Here is an 18,834-nt window from a genome sequence, read left to right as displayed (position 1 = left end):
GTGTGACGGATGCCTCAGACCCGACCCGGCCCGGAGCCGTCTCAGGCGGTCGCAGCGACGCGCTCGACCTCGATGGCGTGCGCCAGCCGGGTCAGGTGGGCCATCCGCCGCACCGCCGGCCCGGGGTTGCGGACCGTCAGGTGGTGCCCGGAGAGCCAGGCGTGGCGGGTGGCGACGGCGAGGAGCCGGAGTGCGGTGGCGTCGATGGTGGACACGTCGCTCATGTCGACGACGACGTCGTAGTCGCCCGACTCGAGGCAGGCGTAGATCGCGTTGCGCACCTCACCGGTGCTGCGGACGTCGAAGGCCCCGTGCAGCACCAGCGTGGACCCGTCCCAGGTGATCTCCATGGGGTGCTCCTCCCGACGTCCCCCGACGCCGCTGCGTGACCAGTGTCACTCCTATGACGCTGTTCTACCCTGCGCGGTTGCACCCGCGCCTCACCTTTTCCGGCGAGTCCCCACCAGTAGGCTCCCGACATGGTCAACCTGACGCGCATCTACACCCGCACCGGCGACGCCGGGCGCACCCGGCTCGGCGACATGAGCGAGACCTCGAAGACCGACCTGCGCCTCGAGGCGTACGCCTGCGTGGACGAGGGCAACGCCCACATCGGCGTCGCCCTGGCCCACGCCTCGCTCGACGGGAGCCTCGACGAGGACGTCGTCGAGGTGCTCACCCACGTGCAGAACGACCTCTTCGACGTCGGCGCCGACCTCTGCACCCCCGTGGTGCCCGACCCGGAGTACCCCCCGCTGCGCATCGAGCAGGACTACGTCGACCGCCTCGAGCAGTGGTGCGACCACTACAACGAGTCGCTGCCAGCGCTGCGCTCCTTCATCCTCAACGGCGGCACCACGGCGGCTGCCCACCTGCACGTGGCGCGCACCGTCGTACGCCGTGCGGAGCGGGCCGGCTGGGCGGCCTGGGCGGAGCACGAGGAGACCATGAACCTGCTGTCGATCACCTACCTGAACCGGCTCTCGGACCTGCTGTTCATCCTCGCCCGCCACGCCAACCGCGAGAACGGCGACGTGCTGTGGGTGCCGGGCGGGGAGCGCTCGAGCTAGCCGACCGGGCTGGTCTCGCGGTCGTCGCGACCCTCGCGCGCAGCGGGGACCACCAGCGCCGCCGGCATCAGCAGGACGGCGACCACCAGCAGGGCCTTGAGGGTGCCGACCTCGTCACCGACGAAGCCCAGCAGGGGCGGACCGGCGAGGAAGGCGGCGTAGCCGATCGTCGACACCACGCTGACGCGCGCGGCGGCGCTGCGCGGGTCGTCGGCGGCGGCGCTCATGCCGACCGGGAAGCCGAGCGAGGCGCCCACGCCCCAGAGCACGATGCCGGTCACCACCAGGGCGGGCTGCTCGGCGAGCACGATGAGCAGCACGCCGGCACCGGCCAGCGCCATGGTGCTCCACAGCACGGTGACCCGGCCGAAGCGGTCGATGAGCCCGGTGCCGGCGATGCGACCGATCGTCATGGCGAGCACGAAGACCGCGAAGCCGCCGACGCCCACCGAGTGCGACACGTCGTGCCCGTCGACGAGCGCGACCGCGAGCCAGTCGTTGGCGGTGCCCTCGGTCATCGCGAGCGCGAGCACCATCACGCCGATGAGCAGCGTGCGCGGCTCCAGCCAGGCGCGGGCCGCGGAGGTCCGGTGCTCCTCGGGTGTCTCGACCACCGGCAGGAAGGCCGGCGAGGAACGCCAGACGAGCACGACGGACAGGAGCACGATGCCGACGAGGTGTGCCACGGCCGGCACGCCGAGCTCGATGAGCAGCACGCCCAGGAGCGCGCCGACCACCGTGCCGCCACTGAAGCCGGCGTGGAAGCGCGGCATGATCGTGCGGCGCAGGCCGCGCTCGACCTCGGCGCCCTCGACGTTCATCGCCACGTCCCACACGCCGATCCCGAGGCCGTAGACGAAGAGACCGGCCACGGTCACCCAGAGCAGGTTGCCCAGCCCGAGCGCGGCCGCCAGCATGCCGACCGTCGCCGCCGCGGCTCCCACCCGCACGACCTGGACGGTCCCCCAGCGGGTGATGACCGCGCCGGTCGTGGGCAGCGCCAGCAGGGAGCCCATGGCGATCGAGAGCAGCACCAGGCCGAGCTGGCCGTTGGTCAGCTCGAAGCTCGACCGCACCTCGGGGATCCGGGAGACCCAGCTGGCGAAGACCAGCCCGTTGAGGAAGAAGGTCAGGCCGACGGCGTTGCGGGCAGCGGTCAGGGTGGGCACGGGCACTCCTCGGCACGCGGGCGCTGGCGGCACCCGGCGAATCGTTTCGATCGAATCGATTCGATGCTAGCCTCTCCCCCGTGTCCGGTCCAACCCGCGCCCCCACCCTGGCCGACGTCGCCGCCTCCGCCGGGGTGTCGCTCTCCACGGCGTCCCTCGCCTTCTCGGGCAACAAGCCGGTGTCGGCAGCGACGCGCGAGCGGGTGCTCGCGGCGGCCACCGAGCTGGGCTACTCCGGGCCGAACCCCCTGGCCCGCAACCTGCGCCAGGGCCGCAGCGGGGTCGTCGGCATCGCGGTCGGGCAGCTGAGCACGGCCTTCCGCGACCCGGCCGCCCTCGCGATGCTCGACGCGGTGTCGGAGGTCCTCGGCGCGGCCGGGCTCGGCCTGCTCCTGATGAGCGACGACGACGAGCACGCACGACTCCCCCTCGACGCGGTCATCTACGACATCTGCGGGCGCGAGACGTGGGCGGCGTACGACGACCTGGTGGCTCGCGACGTGCCACTGGTCGTGGTCGAGGGACCCGAGTGGCCCGGCTCGACCTACATCGACATCGAGCACCGCGCCGGCTCGGCCGCGCTCGCGGAGCACCTGCACGCCCTCGGCCACCGCGACGTGGCCGCGGTGACACTGGTGGCCTCCCACCCCCAGCGCGAGCGCGAGGCCGGGCTGCGCGACGTCTTCCCGGACGCCCGGGTCCTCGGGGCGTGCGAGAGCGACGTCGCCGCTGCCCAGTCACTCGTGGCCCGCCACCTCGGCGACCGTGGTCCGGTGTCCGCGATCGTGTGCCAGAGCGACGTGCAGGCCGCCGGCGTGGTCCTCGAGGCGCGACGACGCGGCATCCGGGTGCCGGAGGACCTGAGCGTCGCCGGCTTCGACGGCGTCGCCACCCCCTGGCTCGACCTCGAGCTGACCACCGTCGTACAGCCGTTGGCCGACAAGGGACGCGCGACGGCCGAGGCGGTGCTGGGACGCATCGCGGGAGCCGGCGTCACGGACGTGGTGCTCCCGGTCGAGCTGCGGGTCGGCGAGTCGACCGGACCTGCCTGAGCCCGGACGACCACAGGGTCAGGTCAGCGACGGTTCCAGTCGGTGCCGGGCGGCCCGGACTCCAGCCACGACTGGAAGCCGGTGAGCGAGGCCTCGCTCATGGCGATCTCCAGCGGCTCGCCGTCGTAGTGGCACGACGCCACCACGTGGCCGTCGTAGAGCGACACCTCCTCCGGCCCCTCCGGGGAGCGCCGTCCGGAGTAGTCCAGGAGGTCGCGGGCCCAGACCCGCTTGGGGCGGGGCGAGAGCGAGAAGATCCGGAACCACTCCAGCGACTGGCCGGAGTAGCGCCCGATGCCGAGCAACCAGCCGCGACCGGGCCGCTCGGTGCGGACCCGGTAGCTGAGCTCGAAGGTGCCACCGTGGCGCGCGAGGAGGCGCCGCCGCACGATCAGTGAGATGCCGTAGAGCAGCGCAAGGAGAAGGACGAGCCCGACGAGGTCGAGAACCCACTCCCAGACCGGCATCCACACCTCCCACCAACGCCCCTGGAAACAGGTGAGCGCACGAACCCTGCGGTTCGTGCGCTCACCCTAGCGGTCGTGCGGGAGGACTCCGTCAGGAGGCCCGCTCCGCGGCACGGATCCGTGCCTCGGCGCGGCGTACGGCCTCCTGCGCGGCGTCATCGTCCTCGCCCGAGCTCTTGGCCCGCTCGAGGTCCTGACGCGCCTTCTCCAGGTCGATCTCGTGCGACATCTCGGCACGCTCCGACAGGATCGACACGCGGTTGTCGGCCACCGACAGGAAGCCGGCGTCGACGGCCGCGACCCAGGTCTCACCCTCCACGGTCTGCACGTCCACGACGCCCTCGATGATCGAGGACAGCAGCGGTGCGTGGTTCGGGAGGATGCCGACGTCGCCCTCGGTGGTGCGGGCGATGACCATGGTGGCCTGGCCCGACCAGACGAGCCGGTCGGCAGCGACCAGCTCGACCTGCAGGACGCTGTCGCCTGCGTCGGCCATCAGAGGCTCTTCTGGATCTCGGCCCACTTCTGCTCGACGTCGTCCAGACCGCCGCACATGAAGAAGGCCTGCTCGGCCACGTGGTCGTACTCGCCGTCGGCGATCTTGTTGAACGCCTCGATGGTGTCGGCCACCGGGACGGTCGAACCCTCGATGCCGGTGAACTGCTTGGCGACGTAGGTGTTCTGCGACAGGAAGCGCTGGATGCGGCGCGCCCGCGACACGATGACCCGGTCCTCCTCGGAGAGCTCGTCGACACCGAGGATCGCGATGATGTCCTGGAGCTCCTTGTTGCGCTGCAGGATCTGCTTGACCCGCACCGCGCAGCGGTAGTGGTCGTCACCGATGTACTGCGGGTCCAGGATGCGCGAGGTCGACGTCAGCGGGTCCACCGCCGGGTAGATGCCGAGCGAGGCGATCTCGCGCGACAGCTCGGTCGTGGCGTCCAGGTGGGCGAACGTCGTGGCCGGGGCCGGGTCGGTGTAGTCGTCGGCGGGGACGTAGATCGCCTGCAGCGACGTGATCGAGTGACCACGCGTCGAGGTGATGCGCTCCTGCAGCTGACCCATCTCGTCGGCCAGGTTGGGCTGGTAGCCCACGGCGGACGGCATGCGGCCGAGCAGCGTGGAGACCTCCGAACCGGCCTGGGTGAAGCGGAAGATGTTGTCGATGAAGAGCAGCACGTCCTGCTTCTGCACGTCGCGGAAGTACTCCGCCATCGTCAGAGCCGACAGGGCCACGCGCAGACGCGTGCCCGGCGGCTCGTCCATCTGGCCGAAGACGAGGGCGGTCTGGCCGAGGACGCCGGCCTCCTCCATCTCGACGATGAGGTCGTTGCCCTCACGGGTGCGCTCGCCGACACCGGCGAACACCGACACACCGCCGTGGTCCTTCGCGACTCGCGCGATCATCTCCTGGATGAGCACGGTCTTGCCGACACCGGCACCACCGAACAGGCCGATCTTGCCGCCCTGCACGTAGGGGGTGAGCAGGTCGATGACCTTGATGCCGGTCTCGAACATCTGGGTCTTGGACTCCAGCTGGTCGAAGGCCGGCGCCTTGCGGTGGATGCCCCAGCGCTCGGCGGGCTCGAAGGTCTCGCCCTCCTTGAGGTTGAGCACGTCGCCGGTGGTGTTGAACACCTTGCCGAGCGTCGCGTCGCCCACGGGGACCGTGATCGAGGCCCCCGTGTCGACGACCTGGCCGCCGCGCACGAGGCCGTCGGTCGGCTTCATGGAGATGGCGCGGACCATGCCGTCACCGATGTGCTGGGCGACCTCGAGGATGATCGACTTGGTCTCGCCGCTCAGCTCGAAGTCGCACGTGAGCGCGTTGTAGATCGGGGGCATCGCGTCGGACGGGAACTCGATGTCCACGACCGGGCCGATGACGCGGGCGATGCGGCCCACGCCGCCTGCCGAGGTGGTCTCGGCGGACTCGTTGATGGTGGCAGTCATATCTCATTCACTCCCGGCTTGTGCGTCGGCAAGCGCGTTGACGCCACCGACGATCTCGCTGATTTCCTGTGTGATGCCAGCCTGGCGAGCCTGGTTGGCGATGCGCTTGTACTTCTTGATGAGCTCGTCCGCGTTGTCCGTGGCCGACTTCATCGCCTTCTGACGGGCAGCCAGCTCGGAGGCGGCCGCCTGCAGCAGGGCGAAGAAGATCCGGCTCTGCACGTAGCGCGGCAGCAACGAGTCGAGCACGTCGCTGGGCGACGGCTCGAACTCGTAGAGCGGCAGCAGGTCGCCCGCCTCGGGCGGCTCCGTGCCCTCCACGACCTCGAGCGGCAGCAGTCGTACGGCGGTGGGCTCCTGGCTGAGCATGGAGCGGAACCGCGTGTAGACCACGTGCACCTCGTCGACGTCCGCGAGGTCGTCGCCCTCCTCGGCGAGGAAGGTGGCGATCAGCGTGGCGCCGATCTCGGCCGCCACGTCGTACGTCGGCTGGTCGGAGAAGCCCGTCCACGACTGCACCACGCGGCGCTGACGGAACTTGAAGTAGGCCTCGGCCTTGCGACCGGAGGTGTAGAGGTCGACGTCCTTGCCCTCGCCCTTGAGCTTCTCGATGAGCCGCTCGGCCTCCTTGAGCACGCTCGAGGAGTAGGCGCCGGCGAGACCACGGTCGGAGGTGACGATCAGGATCGCCGCCTTCTTCGGGTTCTCCGGCTCGAGGGTGAGGGCGTGGTCGACGTTGGAGAACGTCGCCACGGCCGACACCGCACGGGTGAGCTCACGGGCGTACGGCGCTGCGGCCTGGGCCCGCTGCTGCGCCTTGATGATGCGGGACGCGGCGATGAGCTCCATGGCACGCGTGATCTTCTTCATCGACTCCGTCGACTTGATCCGCGCGCGGTACTCGCGTACCGAGAGAGCCATTGCGTCAGCCTCGCTTCTGCTTGACGATCTGCTCCTGCTCGACGTCCTCGTCCTCGAGGGCGACGTGCTCTTCCTTGCCGGCCTTGATGCTCTGGCCGTCGGAGGTCTCGAACTGGTCGAGGAAGGAGTCGTAGGCCTGTGCGAGCTGGTCCTCGGTGGAGTCCTCGAACTTCGAGGTCTCCCGGATGCCCGCGAGGATGCCCTCGTGGCTGCGGCGCAGGTAGTCGAGGAACTCGTTCTCGAAGCGGAGCACGTCCTCGGTGGGCACCTTGTCCAGGCGACCCGAGGTGCCGGTCCACAGCGAGACGGTCATCTCCTCGACCGGGTACGGCGAGTACTGCGGCTGCTTGAGCAGCGCCATCAGGCGCTGGCCGCGGTCGAGCTGCTGGCGCGAGGCCGCGTCGAGGTCGGAGGCGAACATCGCGAACGCCTCCATCGCGCGGAACTGCGCCAGGTCGACCTTGAGCGAACCGGTGACGGCCTTCATGGCCTTCGTCATCGCCGAGCCACCCACGCGCGAGACCGAGACACCCACGTCGATGGCGGGGCGCTGGTTGGCCGCGAACAGGTCCGACTGGAGGAAGATCTGGCCGTCGGTGATCGAGATGACGTTGGTCGGGATGAACGCCGAGACGTCGTTGGCCTTGGTCTCGATGATCGGGAGACCCGTCATCGAGCCCTTGCCCATCTCGTCGGACAGCTTGGCGCAGCGCTCGAGCAGCCGGCTGTGCAGGTAGAAGACGTCACCGGGGTAGGCCTCGCGGCCCGGCGGGCGACGCAGCAGCAGCGACACGGCGCGGTAGGCCTCGGCCTGCTTGGTCAGGTCGTCGAACACGATGAGGACGTGCTTGCCGGCGTACATCCAGTGCTGGCCGATGGCCGAGCCGGTGTAGGGGGCGAGGTACTTGAAGCCGGCGGAGTCGGACGCCGGGGAGGCCACGATGGTCGTGTACTCCAGCGCGCCGGCCTCCTCGAGGGCGCCACGCACGGAGGCGATGGTCGAGCCCTTCTGGCCGATGGCGACGTAGATGCAGCGGACCTGCTTGTCCGGGTCGCCGGACTCCCAGTTGGCCTTCTGGTTGATGATCGTGTCGATCGCGATCGTCGTCTTGCCGGTCGCGCGGTCACCGATGATCAGCTGGCGCTGGCCGCGGCCGATCGGCGTCAGGGCGTCGATGGCCTTGATGCCGGTGGCGAGGGGCTCGTGCACCGACTTGCGCACCATCACGCCGGGAGCCTGGAGCTCCAGCGCGCGGCGCTCGTCGGAGGCGATGTCGCCGAGGCCGTCGATCGGGTTGCCGAGCGGGTCGACGACGCGGCCGAGGTAGTTCTCGCCGACGGGGACCGAGAGGATCTCGCCCGTGCGACGCACGGTCTGGCCCTCCTCGATCTTGTCGAAGTCACCCAGGACCACGACACCGACCTCGCGGGTGTCGAGGTTCAGCGCGATGCCGAGCGTGCCGTCCTCGAACTCGAGCAGCTCGTTGGCCATGACCGAGGGCAGGCCGCTGACGCGAGCGATGCCGTCGGCGGCCTCCGCGACCGTGCCGACCTCTTCCTTGGCCGCCGTGTCGGGCTCGTAGTCCGACACGAAGCGCTGAAGCGCGTCCCGGATCTCGTCCGGACGGATGGACAGCTCCGTCATTTCATTCACCTGTTCTCTGGGTCTGCTGGAGTCTTGGATGTCTGGGGGCGTCAGCCGGCGAGCCGGCGACCGGCTTCGTCGAGACGGCTGGACACCGTCCCGTCGATGACGTCGTCACCGATCTCGACGCGGATGCCACCGATGACCTCGGGGTCGACGATGACGTTGAGGTGCACGTCGCGGCCGTAGGAGCGCGCGAGCGCCGCGGCCAGGCGGTCACGGTCCGCGTCGGCGAGCGGGCGGGCGACACGTACGGTCGCCACTCCCTCACCACGGACCTCGGCCGCCACCTTCTGGTAGGCCGCGAGGGCGACCGCCACGGTGCGGTGGCTCCCGGACAGCGACTGCTGCACGAGGGCCACGGTGGCGGGCAGGACCTTGTCACCGAGCAGCCCCGTCACCAGCGCTGCCTTGTCGCCGCGGCTGCGGGCCGGGTCGGAGAGCGCGTCGCGCAGCTCCGGGTTGGCCTGCACGAGCCGACCCACCGCGAAGACCTCGTCCTCGAGGCGGTGGGCGTGGTCGCCGGTGGAGCGCACCGTCGCGACCACACCGAGCTGCTCGAGGGTGTCGCTCAGGTCACGACCCGAGGTCCACCGCTGCGCGACGGCGGTCGCCACCACGGTCAGGGCCTCCGGGGAGACCTTGTCGGCGAGCACACCGCGCAGCAGGTCGGCCTTGGCCTCGCCGCGCAGCGACACGTCGGTGGCGACGCGGCGCAGGCCCGGCTCGGCGCGGAGCAGGTCCGCCGTCCCGAACAGGTCCTGGCCCACCCGGCCCAGGTCGCCGGTGCTCGGGAGCACAGCGGCGGCCGCGGCATAGGCGTCTGCGGACGCACCTCGCATCATCAGTTGACGCTCCCCGTGGTGGTGCCGTTCTGCGCCTCGAGGTCGGTGAGGAACCGCTCGACGACGCGGCTCTGGCGAGCCTCGTCCTCCAGGCTCTCGCCGACGATGCGTCCGGCCAGGCCGGTCGCGAGCGTGCCCACCTCGGCACGGAGCGAGGTGATCGCCTGCTGGCGCTCGGCCTCGATCTGCGCCTTGCCGTGCTCGACGATGCGCGAGGACTCGGCCTGGGCCGTCTCCCGCATCTCGGCGACGATCCGGGCACCCTGCTCACGCGCCTCCTCACGGATGCGCGCGGCCTCGTGCCGGGCGTCGCCGAGCTGCTTCTCGAGCTCGGCGAGCTTGGCGTCGGCCTCGGCCTGCTTGGACTCGGCCGCGGCGATGCCACCCTCGATCGCCTGCGTGCGCTCGGCGAAGGTCTGCTCGAAGCGGGGCGCGACGAACTTCCAGATGAGGAAGAACAGGATGCCGAAGGTGACGAGCGACAGGGCGAACTCGACGGGCACGAAGCCCAACGGGTTCTCGACCGCGGCCGCCACCACGATGTGGTCCGTCATGCGATGGTCCTAACTGGGGTCGGACTGGTTCAGAGGACGAACGCGAGGGCGATGCCGATGATGGCGAGCGCCTCAGCCAGGGCGAAGCCGAGGATGGCGATCGACTGCAGGCGGCCCTGGGCCTCCGGCTGACGTGCCACACCGGAGATGTAGGCCGCGAAGATCAGGCCGATGCCGACGCCGGGGCCGATGGCCGCGAGTCCGTAGCCGATCATGTTGAGGTTGCCGTCCACGGCTGTTTCCTTTCGGTTGTTTCTACTTGAGAGATGGGGTCAAGCTGCTCGGGCGGCCCCGGGGCGGTGGACACCCCGGTGCGACTCAGTGCTCGTCGGCGAGCGCGCCCGAGATGTACATGGCGTTCAGCAGGGTGAACACGTAGGCCTGGAGGAACTGCACCAGGAGCTCGAGGAACGAGATCGCGATGGCGAGGACCCACGCGAGCGGACCCGCGACGTAGCCGATGCCGCCGTACTCGATGAGGAACAGGCCGCCGGTCGAGAACAGGATCAGCAGCAGGTGGCCGGCGAACATGTTGGCGAAGAGTCGCAGCGCCAGCGTGGCCGGGCGGACGAGGATGTTGGAGAAGAACTCCAGCGGCACCAGGAGCGGGTACATCACCGGGCTGACGCCGGACGGGACGCTCTGGAGCTTGAGGTAGCCGATGAGGCCGTGCTTGTGGATGCCGACGCCGTTGTAGATGACCCAGCTCAGCCCGGCGAGCGCGTAGGCCATCGAGGCGCGGGAGAAGGTCGGGAACTGGATCGCCGGGATCGAGGCGAACGCGTTGTTGATCAGCAGGAAGAAGAACAGCGCGACCAGGTAGGGCACGAACTTCGCGAAGTCCTTGCTGCCGATGATGTCGCGGCCGATCGAGTTGCGGACCATGCCGTAGGCGGCCTCGCCGGCGAACTGCAGGCGGCCCGGCACGATCGACGCACGGCGGAACGCGGCGTAGAAGAAGGCGAAGACGATGACGGCGCCGAGGACCAGCTGGACCATGGGCTTGGTCACCGCGAGGCCGCCGAGCTCGAACAGCGGGACCTCGGAGAAGTCGAAGCTCGCGGGGCCCGGAGCGACGTAGCCTTCACCCTCCGCTGCCATCGTGATGCCGGTCTTCATGGTCACCCGTTCTCCTGCCGATCTGCCTTGTTGAACCGTGCGTATGTCATGTAGAGCCCGAAGCCGGCACCGATGAGGATGCCGATCGCCACGAGGAAGGTCGTTCCGAGCCACCGGTCGAGCGCCCAGCCAGCAAGACCGTAGACACCCACACCCGAGACGACGTAGCCGAAGGCGTGCCAGGGGTCGCCCTTGGGAGAGTCGTCGGGTGAGGCCGTCGGGGGAAGCTGTCGAGCCATCGCGCCCCGCACACTAGCAGCGGATTCGGTCATCGCTCACCCCCGGGGTGATCGACCAGCCGGCCGGCCTCGGAGTCGGCATAGACGGGGATCCGCTGGCGGGTGGCGGCGACCAGCTGGCCGGCCATCCAGAGCAGCGTCACGGCGATCACGCCGGCCGCGAACCAGCCGCGCGAGAGCGTCGCGGCGCTCACGTCGGCACGCTCGATCGAGGCCACGACGAGGGCCAGGACGAGGAGCTGGAGCACGTAGGTCATCAGCGCGACGAGCAGCGATGCTGCAGGCACCAGGCGCGCCACGAGGCTCACCGTGCCCGTGCCGAGGGCGAAGACCGCCAGCGTCACGCCGCCTCCGACGAGCGCACCGACGACGGCCGCACGACCGTCGAGGACGGCGGCGAGGAGGCCCAGGGCAAGGACCGCGACGAGGGCCGAACCCAGTGCCACGGCCAGCGGGGAGAGCCCGCTGCGGGTGCTGTTCTTCGACTCGGTCGTCATGTCGGCGGCCTGTCCGTGGAGGTCGGTCTGAGTGCTCGTGAAAACTATCACAAAGTCCTGCCGACCCCGACATCAGGGCCCGCGGACGCCCTCTCCCGACGGGCCGTACGGGCCCGACGAGTCCGCCGGCTCGAGCCGGTCGTCGTCGGCGGGGTCGCGGCCCTCGATCACGGCGTTCTCCGGGAGCCCGGTGTCCCCCAGCCCCGTCTTGCGCGGCCGGTGCAGCTTGGGGAGCACGAAGGTCATCGTGACGGTGAGCGCCAGCATCGACCCCAGGCTCCACCAGACCCAGGGGTCGTCCCTGAGGCTGACGATCACGGCACCCGCGGCCAGTGTGAAGGCCCACATCCACATGATCAGCACGGCACGGCGCTGCGAGTGGCCGATCTCCAGCAGGCGGTGGTGCAGGTGCTGCTTGTCCGCACTCATCGGCGAGCGGCCCGCCCGCGTGCGGCGTACGACGGCGAGCACGAGGTCCACGATCGGCACCATCAGCAGCGAGATGGGCAGCAGCACCGGGAGCACGGTCACGAAGAGGCTGTTGCCCTCCGAGGTCGGCATGCCGAAGAACTGGCCGGTCAGCGTGAGCGCGCTGGCGGACAGCACCAGCCCGATCAGCATCGATCCGGAGTCGCCCATGAAGAGGCGCGCGGGGTGGAAGTTGTGGGGCAGGAACCCCGCGCACGCGCCGGCCAGCGCCGCGCTCAGCAGGGCTCCGGTGGTGGCGAGGGTGAGGTTGTTCTCGGCCGACAGGGTGTAGCAGTAGAGGAAGAACGCGGACGCGCCGATGCCGACCACCCCGGCGGCGAGGCCGTCGAGCCCGTCGACGAAGTTGACCGCGTTCATGGTGCCGATGACCACGACCAGTGTCAGCAGCGCACTCTGGGCGTCGTCGAGGGCGAACTGCGTGCCGTCGGGCGAGGGGAAGTAGTAGAACCGCACCCCCATCGCGACCAGCAGGCCTGCCGCGAGCACCTGGCCGCCGAGCTTGGTCAGCGCGTCGAGGTCGAAGATGTCGTCGATGACGCCGACGGCGCAGACCAGGGCACCGGCCAGCAGCACCACACCTGCGTCCTTGAAGACGAAGCCCTCGCTGCGGGTGCCGAGGAACGGCAGCTCGCGGGCCACGAGGTAGGCGGCGGCCAGTCCCCCGAGCATCGCCAGGCCGCCGAGGTAGGGGATCGGCTCGGCGTGCACGTCGCGGTCGCGCACCGCGGCCACGGCGCCCGTGCGCAACGCGATCTCACGGGCGATGACCGTGAGGAGGTAGGTCACCGCGAGGGCGACCAGGAAGACGAGGAGGTATTCGCGCAAGGCGCCCCTCAGCCCTCGTCGGCGAGCACCACGCCGTGCTCCTCGATGGCGGCGTTCAGCACCTCGAGCGAGAGCGCGCCCAGCCGCAGGACCCGGCCCTCGGGGACGGTGACGTCGATGATGGTGGAGGCCTCGCCTCCCGGGGACGTGCCGCCGTCGACGATGACCGCGACGGCATCGCCGAGCATCTCCTCGGCGGCGTCGGCGTCGGTGGCCGCCGGGCGGCCGGTGATGTTGGCCGAGCTGACGGCGAGCGGGCCGGTGCGCTCGAGGACGGCCAGGGCCACCTCGTCGTCGGGCATCCGGACCGCGACGGTGCCGCGGGTCTCCCCCAGGTCCCACACGAGCGAGGCCTGCTGGCGGCACACGAGGGTCAGCGGGCCGGGCCAGAACTGCTCGACGAGCGTGCGGGCCCAGGTGGGCACGCCCTCGGCGAGCGCGTCCAGCGTGGTCGCGGCGGAGACCAGGACCGGTGGCGGCATCTCGCGCCCGCGGCCCTTGGCCTCGAGCAGCGCCTTCACCGCGTCGTGCGAGAACGCGTCGGCAGCGATGCCGTAGACGGTGTCGGTGGGGATCACCACCAGCTCTCCGCGTCGTACGGCGCCGGCGGCGGCGGTCACCGCCGCCTCCCGCTCCTCCTCCGTCGAGGTCGCAAGCCTGTCCACGACGCTCATCGTGCCAGCCTCGCGGTCACGTAGCGTGCCCGACCCGCGAGGTCGCGGTGGTCGGCCACGTCCTGCCAGCGTCCGGCGGCAGCGAAGACGGCCGGGGCGGACTCCCCCTGCACGTCGGCGTGCTCAGCGCCGACCACTCCCCCGGGTCGCAGGAGCAACGCCGCTCGCTGCTCCAGCACGCGCATCGCGTCGAGCCCGTCGTCGCCGGAGAAGAGCGCGAGGTGCGGGTCGTGGTCGCGGGCCTCGGCGGCCACGGACTCCCACGCCTCGAGCGGGATGTAGGGCGGGTTGCAGACCACCACGTCGACGGTGCCGGCGAGGTCGTCGAAGGCGGTGGCGAGGTCGCCGTGGCGCAGGTCGACGCCGGTGCCGGCGAGGTTGCGCTCGGCCCAGGCCAGGGCGCCCTCGTCGAGCTCGACGGCGTGGACCACGGCATCGGGGACCTCGTCGGCGACGGCCTTCGCGATCGCTCCCGAGCCGGTGCAGAGGTCGACGACCACAGGTGGTCTCGACGCGCCGGCGACCAGCTGCGCCTGCTCGATCGCCCAGCCGGCCAGGAGCTCGGTCTCGGGACGCGGCACGAAGACCCCCGGCCCCACGGCCAGCTCGACGTGGCGGAACGCCGCGGTGCCGGTCAGGTGCTGCAGCGGCTCGCGGGCGGCACGACGCGCGACCAGGGCGGCGTACTGCTCCTGCTGGGCGCCGGTCAGGTCGTCGACCAGGGGCAGCCAGCCCAGGCCGACGTCGAGGACGTGGGCCAGGAGCAGGTCGGCGTCGCGCTCGGGCGAGGCCACGCCGGCCCCGGCGAGCTGCGCGGCGGCCGTACGCCGCGCCGTGCCGGCGCGCACCGTCTGCTCCATCTTCCCCTCCATCTAGGCCTCCAGCGCCGCGAGGCGGGCCGCCATGTCGGTCTCGACGCACGAGTCGAGCACCGGCTGGAGGTCGCCGTCGAGCACCTGGTCGAGGTTGTAGGACTTGTAGCCCGTGCGGTGGTCGGAGATCCGGTTCTCCGGGAAGTTGTAGGTGCGGATCCGCTCCGAGCGGTCCACCGTGCGCACCTGCGAGCGGCGCGCGTCGCTGGCCTCCGCGTCGGCGGCGTCCTGGGCGGCCTGGAGCAGCCTCGAGCGCAGGATCCGCATCGCGGACTCCTTGTTCTGCAGCTGGCTCTTCTCGTTCTGGCAGCTCGCCACGATCCCGGTCGGGACGTGGGTGATGCGGACGGCCGAGTCGGTGGTGTTGACGCTCTGCCCGCCGGGGCCGCTGGAGCGGTAGACGTCGATGCGCAGGTCGTTGTCGTCGATGGTCACGTCTACCGGCTCGGCCTCGGGCGACACGAGCACGCCGGCGGCCGAGGTGTGCACCCGACCCTGCGACTCCGTGACGGGCACCCGCTGGACCCGGTGCACGCCGCCCTCGAACTTGAGCAGGGCGTACGGCGCCTGGCCGGGCTCGACCGTGCCCCGCGCCTTCACCGCTGCGGTGACGGACTTGTAGCCGCCGAGGTCGGACTCGGTGGCGTCGAGCACCTCGACGCTCCAGCCGCGGGTCTCGGCGTAGCGGGAGTACATCCGCAGCAGGTCGCCGGCGAAGAGCGCCGACTCCTCGCCGCCCTCGCCGGACTTGATCTCCAGCAGCGCGTCCTTGCCGTCGGCGGCGTCGCGCGGCACCAGCAGACGGCGCAGCCGCTCCGAGGCGACCTCGCGGCGCGCGGCCAGCTCCTCGGCCTCCGCGGCGAAGGCGGCGTCGACGGTCCCGAGCTCCCGCGCGGCCTCGACGTCGTCGCCGAGCTGGAGCCACTCCTGCCAGGTGGTCACGACCGCGGTCAGCTCGGCGTAGCGCTGGTTGAGCTCCTTGGCCAGCCGCTGGTCGGCGTGGGTCTCCGGGAGGGCCAGTCGCTGCTCGATCTCGGCGTGCTCCTGGCGCATGCCCTCGACGGCCTCGAACATCGCACTCCTTCTCGGTTCCCCCGGCGGCTGGACAGACGACAAGGCGCCGGCCACCCGCACGGAGCGGGCGACCGGCGCCTGACGTGGACTACTGCTTCTCGGCCGGGGCCTTCTTGGCGTAGCGGGCCTCGAAGCGGGCGACGCGGCCGCCGGTGTCGAGGATCTTCTGCTTGCCGGTGTAGAACGGGTGGCACTGCGAGCAGACGTCGGCGTGGAGCTTGCCGGAGGTCGCGGTGCTGCGGGTGGTGAACGACGCGCCGCAGGTGCAGGTGACGGCGGTCTCGACGTAGTCGGGGTGGGTGTCCTTCTTCATGGTGTCCTCTCAGGTGTTCCGGGTCGCCTGCGTGGATCGCATGTGACGTGAACCGGAACCGACGCACAAGTGTGCCACCGGTCCGAACGCCCGCGCCAATCCAGACATTCCCGCGTGGGTGTGCGCCTCAGCGGGCGCCGATGACCTTGCTGACGGCCTGTGACGAGTCGGCGGCCGCGAGCTGCTTGCGGATGTCGCCGACGACGGCTCCCTCGGCGGGTGCGAGGAGCTTCTCCTCGTGCCGGGTCCCGGACGCGACGACGTCGACGGCCGGGACGATGCCCCGGGCCGCACGCTCGGCGCTGAGCGCCAGCTCCCAGTTCTCGGTGCCGGCGATCTCCTCGAGGAAGAACTCGTCCGTGGCCGAACCGGTGCCCACCGCGACCGTCGCCAGCACGGTCAGCGAACCGGCGTCCTCGATCTTGCGCGCAGCGCCGAAGAACTCCTTGGTGGGGTGCACCGCGGACGCGTCGACGATGCCCGCGAGCACGCGGCCGTTGGCCGGGGCGGCCAGGTTGTAGGCACGGCCGAGGCGGGTGAGCGAGTCCAGCAGGACCACGACGTCGTGGCCGAGCTCGACGAGCCGCTTGGCCCGCTCGATCGCCAGCTCGGCGACCAGGGTGTGGTCGGCGGGCTGCCGGTCGAAGGTCGAGGCGACGACCTCGCCCTTGACGGCGCGCTGGAAGTCGGTGACCTCCTCGGGCCGCGCGTCGACGAGCACGACCATCACGTGGCACTCGGGGTTGTTGGTGGTCACGGCCTGCGCGATGGACTGCAGCAGGGACGTCGCACCTGTGCGCGGCGGGGTGAGGATGAGGCCGCGCTGGCCCTTGCCGACGGGTGCGGCGATGTCGATGACCTTGCCGGTCGGGTTGGCGTCGTCCGTGGCCAGGCGGAGCCGCTGGTGCGGGTGCACCGGCACGGCGTCGGAGAACTCCGGGCGCTCCTTGGCACCCTCGGCCTCGGTGCCGTTGATGCTGTCGATGCGGACCATCGGGTTGAACTTCTCCCGACGCTCCCCCTCGCGCGGCTGGCGGACCTGGCCGACCACGGCGTCGCCACGACGCAGGTGGTACTTGCGCACCATCGACAACGAGAGGTAGACGTCCTCGGGCCCGGGCAGGTAGCCCGAGGTGCGCACGAAGGCGCAGTTGTCGAGCACGTCGAGGATGCCGGCAGCCGGCACCAGGACGTCGTCCTCGAGGATCGTGGTGTCGGGCTCGCTGCGGTTGCCGCCGCCTGCGCGGACGGTCGTACGGTCGCGGCCACGGCGGCGACGGTTGCGACGGCTGCCGCCCTCCCCGTCGTCGTCGTCGTCCTGGTCCTGCTGGCGCTGGTCCTGCTGGCGGTCCTGGTTGCGGTCCTGAGCCCGCTGTTCCTGCGCCCGCTGCTCGCGCTGGTCCTGCTGGCGGTCCTGGCGCTGGTCCTGGCCGCGCTGCTCCTGGCGCTGGTCCTGCTGGCGGTCCTGGTTGCGCTGGCCCTGCTGGTTGCCCTGCTTCTGGGCACCCTGCTTCTGTCCCTGCTGCTTGTCGTTCTGCTTGTCGCTCTTCTGGTCCTGCTTGTCCTGCTGCTGCTTGTCCTGCTGCTTCTGCTTCTGCTCCGGCTGCTTCTGCTCCGCGACCTCGGCAGCCTGCTCCGCCGCGCGCTGCTTGCGGGTGCGGGTGCGCACGGTCGTCTGCGGCGCCGGCTCCTCGGTGCGGGTCGGGGCGTCAGACCGGACGGCCTCCGGCTCAGCCGACGCCTGCGCCTGCTTCGGATCCTGCGTCGGCGCCTGCTTCGGCGCCTGCTTCTCGGCCGAGGCCGGGGACTGGGAGCTCGGTGACTGGGCCGCCTTGATGGCCTCGACCAGCTGCGCCTTCTTCATCGAGCCGGCCCCGGCGATGCCCATGCCACCGGCCATCGACTTGAGGTCGGCGAGCAGCATCGAGCCGAGGCCCCCGGACTTCGAGGCCTTCCGGGCAGGCTTCGTCGCGGCGTCTGGCGCCGCGTCCTGCGAGTCGGCAGGGGTGGCGGCAGAGGGAGTCTCGGTCACGTGGATCCTTCGCACGTTGCGTCGCCGGCAGTGACCGGACGAGCGGCCGAGCTGCGGCGGATGGTGGTCGCCCGGTCGCGCGGTCGGACGACCGGGACGGGCTGGTGCGCCGAACGGCGCGCCGTCAGGTTAGCAGGGCAGCACCCTGGGACTCGATCACCAGGTCGTGACACTCCCAGCCGTCCGGGCAACGTGCGCGGAGCGAGGAGGTGTCGGTCGTGCCGAAGGCCAGCACGGTGGGGCCGGCACCCGAGACCACGGCAGGTACGCCGTCCGCGCGCAGGCGGCGCACGAGCGCGAGCGACTCCGGCATCGCCGGCTCCCGCTGGTCCTGGTGCAGCCAGTCGCGGGTCGCGGCGAGCAGGTGCTCGGGCTGACCCGTGAGGGCGGCGACCAGCAGGGCCGCGCGACCGGAGTTCGCCGCGGCGTCCGCGTGCGGGACGGTCGCGGGCAGCAGCCCACGGGCCACGGCGGTCTCGACGCCCGTCGGCGGCACGAAGGCCACGGCGGTGATCCTCGGGTCGACGCCGGCGCGCACGGCGAACCAGCGATCGTCCTCGCGACCGGAGATCACGAAGCCGCCGAGGAACGCGGGCGCCACGTTGTCGGGGTGGCCCTCGAGGTCGGCGGCGAGGTCGAGGAGCGCCTCGTCGGAAGCGAGGAGCTGACCGCCCGCGACGAGCCCCCGTGCCAGGACCACGCCCGCGACGATCGCCGCCGAGGACGAGCCGAGCCCGCGGGCGTGCGGGATCCGGTTGTGGCACGACAGGCGCAGGCCCGTCGGCTGCTCCCCCATCAGGTCGAAGGCAGCCCGCATGGCGCGCACCACCAGGTGCGTCTCGTCGCGGGGCACGCCGTCGGCGCCGGTTCCCTCGACCTCGACGACGAGCCCCTCGCCCACGACCTCGGCCTCGAGCTCGTCACGCAGCGACACCGCGAGGCCGAGGGAGTCGAAGCCGGGCCCGAGGTTGGCCGAGGTCGCGGGGACGCTGACGCGCACCGGCCCGTCGACGAAGGTCGCCAC

At 71.1% G+C, this 18,834-nt stretch carries 22 protein-coding genes; 2 read left to right on the top strand and 20 right to left on the bottom strand.

Annotated features, from left to right (window positions below):
* Positions 1–41: 41 nt before the first annotated feature.
* On the bottom strand, positions 42–350 hold the full coding sequence (locus IRX98_RS11775; RefSeq protein ID WP_224276945.1) for an STAS domain-containing protein: 309 nt from the start codon (positions 348–350) through the stop codon (positions 42–44).
* A gap of 129 nt (positions 351–479) precedes the next feature.
* On the opposite strand from IRX98_RS11775, the gene IRX98_RS11770 reads away from it, so the two are divergent.
* Positions 480–1,070 (top strand): cob(I)yrinic acid a,c-diamide adenosyltransferase, encoded by a 591-nt coding sequence (locus IRX98_RS11770; protein WP_224276944.1) that lies wholly within the window; start codon positions 480–482, stop codon positions 1,068–1,070.
* Here IRX98_RS11770 and IRX98_RS11765 read toward each other — a convergent pair.
* Entirely contained in the window at positions 1,067–2,239 is a 1,173-nt protein-coding gene (locus IRX98_RS11765) for an MFS transporter (protein ID WP_224276943.1), read from the bottom strand. The two genes, IRX98_RS11770 and IRX98_RS11765, sit on opposite strands and share 4 nt — an antisense overlap.
* 80 nt (positions 2,240–2,319) lie before the next feature.
* Here IRX98_RS11765 and IRX98_RS11760 point away from each other — a divergent pair, with 80 nt between their 5' ends.
* The gene (locus IRX98_RS11760) at positions 2,320–3,291 is read left to right on the top strand and encodes a LacI family DNA-binding transcriptional regulator (RefSeq protein ID WP_224276942.1); all 972 of its coding nucleotides are present in this window, start codon (positions 2,320–2,322) and stop codon (positions 3,289–3,291) included.
* Between the two features lie 23 nt (positions 3,292–3,314).
* On the opposite strand, the gene IRX98_RS11755 is transcribed toward IRX98_RS11760, so the two are convergent.
* The 18 genes from IRX98_RS11755 to thrB all read right to left on the bottom strand — a co-directional run bounded on the left by IRX98_RS11755 (position 3,315) and on the right by thrB (position 18,834).
* Positions 3,315–3,758 (bottom strand): DUF2550 domain-containing protein, encoded by a 444-nt coding sequence (locus IRX98_RS11755; protein WP_224276941.1) that lies wholly within the window; start codon positions 3,756–3,758, stop codon positions 3,315–3,317.
* 91 nt (positions 3,759–3,849) lie between these two features.
* Entirely contained in the window at positions 3,850–4,254 is a 405-nt protein-coding gene (locus IRX98_RS11750; protein WP_224276938.1) for a F0F1 ATP synthase subunit epsilon, read from the bottom strand.
* Positions 4,254–5,711 carry a F0F1 ATP synthase subunit beta gene (gene atpD, locus IRX98_RS11745; RefSeq protein WP_224276936.1) on the bottom strand — a complete coding sequence of 486 codons (1,458 nt, stop codon included), beginning with the start codon at positions 5,709–5,711 and terminating at the stop codon, positions 4,254–4,256. The genes IRX98_RS11750 and atpD overlap by 1 nt, the downstream gene beginning before the upstream one ends.
* Positions 5,712–5,714: 3 nt before the next feature.
* Positions 5,715–6,632, bottom strand: a complete 918-nt coding sequence (locus tag IRX98_RS11740) for a F0F1 ATP synthase subunit gamma (RefSeq protein ID WP_224276934.1) — start codon at positions 6,630–6,632, stop codon at positions 5,715–5,717.
* A gap of 4 nt (positions 6,633–6,636) precedes the next feature.
* Positions 6,637–8,277, bottom strand: coding sequence for a F0F1 ATP synthase subunit alpha (gene atpA / locus IRX98_RS11735; protein WP_224276932.1), 1,641 nt, complete (start codon positions 8,275–8,277; stop codon positions 6,637–6,639).
* Positions 8,278–8,327: 50 nt separating this feature from the next.
* Positions 8,328–9,122 (bottom strand): F0F1 ATP synthase subunit delta, encoded by a 795-nt coding sequence (locus IRX98_RS11730; protein WP_224276930.1) that lies wholly within the window; start codon positions 9,120–9,122, stop codon positions 8,328–8,330.
* A complete protein-coding gene (locus IRX98_RS11725; RefSeq protein ID WP_224276928.1) occupies positions 9,122–9,676 on the bottom strand; it encodes a F0F1 ATP synthase subunit B in 555 nt (184 codons plus the stop codon). Before IRX98_RS11725 ends, IRX98_RS11730 begins: the two co-directional genes overlap by 1 nt.
* 29 nt (positions 9,677–9,705) lie before the next feature.
* The gene (gene atpE / locus IRX98_RS11720) at positions 9,706–9,909 is read right to left on the bottom strand and encodes an ATP synthase F0 subunit C (RefSeq protein WP_269800883.1); all 204 of its coding nucleotides are present in this window, start codon (positions 9,907–9,909) and stop codon (positions 9,706–9,708) included.
* A gap of 85 nt (positions 9,910–9,994) precedes the next feature.
* Complete coding sequence (gene atpB, locus IRX98_RS11715) at positions 9,995–10,795, bottom strand: F0F1 ATP synthase subunit A (protein WP_224277234.1); 801 nt, start codon at positions 10,793–10,795, stop codon at positions 9,995–9,997.
* A 2-nt stretch (positions 10,796–10,797) separates the two neighbouring features.
* Positions 10,798–11,034: an AtpZ/AtpI family protein gene (locus IRX98_RS11710; RefSeq protein ID WP_224276926.1), complete on the bottom strand. Its 237-nt coding sequence runs from the start codon at positions 11,032–11,034 to the stop codon at positions 10,798–10,800.
* Between the two features lie 29 nt (positions 11,035–11,063).
* Positions 11,064–11,531, bottom strand: a complete 468-nt coding sequence (locus tag IRX98_RS11705) for a hypothetical protein (RefSeq protein ID WP_224276924.1) — start codon at positions 11,529–11,531, stop codon at positions 11,064–11,066.
* Between the two features lie 72 nt (positions 11,532–11,603).
* Complete coding sequence (locus IRX98_RS11700; protein ID WP_224276923.1) at positions 11,604–12,845, bottom strand: MraY family glycosyltransferase; 1,242 nt, start codon at positions 12,843–12,845, stop codon at positions 11,604–11,606.
* An 8-nt stretch (positions 12,846–12,853) separates the two neighbouring features.
* Positions 12,854–13,519, bottom strand: a complete 666-nt coding sequence (locus IRX98_RS11695; protein WP_224276921.1) for an L-threonylcarbamoyladenylate synthase — start codon at positions 13,517–13,519, stop codon at positions 12,854–12,856.
* Entirely contained in the window at positions 13,516–14,391 is an 876-nt protein-coding gene (gene prmC / locus IRX98_RS11690) for a peptide chain release factor N(5)-glutamine methyltransferase (protein ID WP_224276919.1), read from the bottom strand. Before prmC ends, IRX98_RS11695 begins: the two co-directional genes overlap by 4 nt.
* Entirely contained in the window at positions 14,392–15,465 is a 1,074-nt protein-coding gene (prfA, locus tag IRX98_RS11685) for a peptide chain release factor 1 (protein WP_224276917.1), read from the bottom strand. It lies immediately after the preceding gene.
* 88 nt (positions 15,466–15,553) lie between these two features.
* A complete protein-coding gene (gene rpmE, locus IRX98_RS11680; RefSeq protein WP_224276915.1) occupies positions 15,554–15,778 on the bottom strand; it encodes a 50S ribosomal protein L31 in 225 nt (74 codons plus the stop codon).
* Between the two features lie 127 nt (positions 15,779–15,905).
* A complete protein-coding gene (rho, locus tag IRX98_RS11675; RefSeq protein ID WP_224276913.1) occupies positions 15,906–17,810 on the bottom strand; it encodes a transcription termination factor Rho in 1,905 nt (634 codons plus the stop codon).
* Positions 17,811–17,934: 124 nt separating this feature from the next.
* On the bottom strand, positions 17,935–18,834 hold the full coding sequence (gene thrB, locus IRX98_RS11670; RefSeq protein WP_224276911.1) for a homoserine kinase: 900 nt from the start codon (positions 18,832–18,834) through the stop codon (positions 17,935–17,937).

It is taken from the genome of Nocardioides lacusdianchii (assembly GCF_020102855.1).
Lineage (GTDB): Bacteria > Actinomycetota > Actinomycetes > Propionibacteriales > Nocardioidaceae > Nocardioides > Nocardioides lacusdianchii.
This window is presented reverse-complemented; position numbering and strand designations above follow the sequence as displayed.

Excerpts from the sequence above, each read along its gene's own strand:
- prmC (WP_224276919.1), bottom strand. The coding sequence starts at position 14,391 with ATGGAGGGGAAGATGGAGCAGACGGTGCGCGCCGGCACGGCGCGGCGT.
- prfA (WP_224276917.1), bottom strand. The coding sequence starts at position 15,465 with ATGTTCGAGGCCGTCGAGGGCATGCGCCAGGAGCACGCCGAGATCGAG.
- IRX98_RS11730 (WP_224276930.1), bottom strand. The coding sequence starts at position 9,122 with ATGATGCGAGGTGCGTCCGCAGACGCCTATGCCGCGGCCGCCGCTGTG.
- IRX98_RS11695 (WP_224276921.1), bottom strand. The coding sequence starts at position 13,519 with ATGAGCGTCGTGGACAGGCTTGCGACCTCGACGGAGGAGGAGCGGGAG.
- IRX98_RS11725 (WP_224276928.1), bottom strand. The coding sequence starts at position 9,676 with ATGACGGACCACATCGTGGTGGCGGCCGCGGTCGAGAACCCGTTGGGC.
- IRX98_RS11740 (WP_224276934.1), bottom strand. The coding sequence starts at position 6,632 with ATGGCTCTCTCGGTACGCGAGTACCGCGCGCGGATCAAGTCGACGGAG.
- rpmE (WP_224276915.1), bottom strand. The coding sequence starts at position 15,778 with ATGAAGAAGGACACCCACCCCGACTACGTCGAGACCGCCGTCACCTGC.
- IRX98_RS11775 (WP_224276945.1), bottom strand. The coding sequence starts at position 350 with ATGGAGATCACCTGGGACGGGTCCACGCTGGTGCTGCACGGGGCCTTC.
- IRX98_RS11770 (WP_224276944.1), top strand. The coding sequence starts at position 480 with ATGGTCAACCTGACGCGCATCTACACCCGCACCGGCGACGCCGGGCGC.
- atpA (WP_224276932.1), bottom strand. The coding sequence starts at position 8,277 with ATGACGGAGCTGTCCATCCGTCCGGACGAGATCCGGGACGCGCTTCAG.
- atpB (WP_224277234.1), bottom strand. The coding sequence starts at position 10,795 with ATGAAGACCGGCATCACGATGGCAGCGGAGGGTGAAGGCTACGTCGCT.
- IRX98_RS11710 (WP_224276926.1), bottom strand. The coding sequence starts at position 11,034 with ATGGCTCGACAGCTTCCCCCGACGGCCTCACCCGACGACTCTCCCAAG.
- atpD (WP_224276936.1), bottom strand. The coding sequence starts at position 5,711 with ATGACTGCCACCATCAACGAGTCCGCCGAGACCACCTCGGCAGGCGGC.
- IRX98_RS11750 (WP_224276938.1), bottom strand. The coding sequence starts at position 4,254 with ATGGCCGACGCAGGCGACAGCGTCCTGCAGGTCGAGCTGGTCGCTGCC.
- IRX98_RS11755 (WP_224276941.1), bottom strand. The coding sequence starts at position 3,758 with ATGCCGGTCTGGGAGTGGGTTCTCGACCTCGTCGGGCTCGTCCTTCTC.
- IRX98_RS11705 (WP_224276924.1), bottom strand. The coding sequence starts at position 11,531 with ATGACGACCGAGTCGAAGAACAGCACCCGCAGCGGGCTCTCCCCGCTG.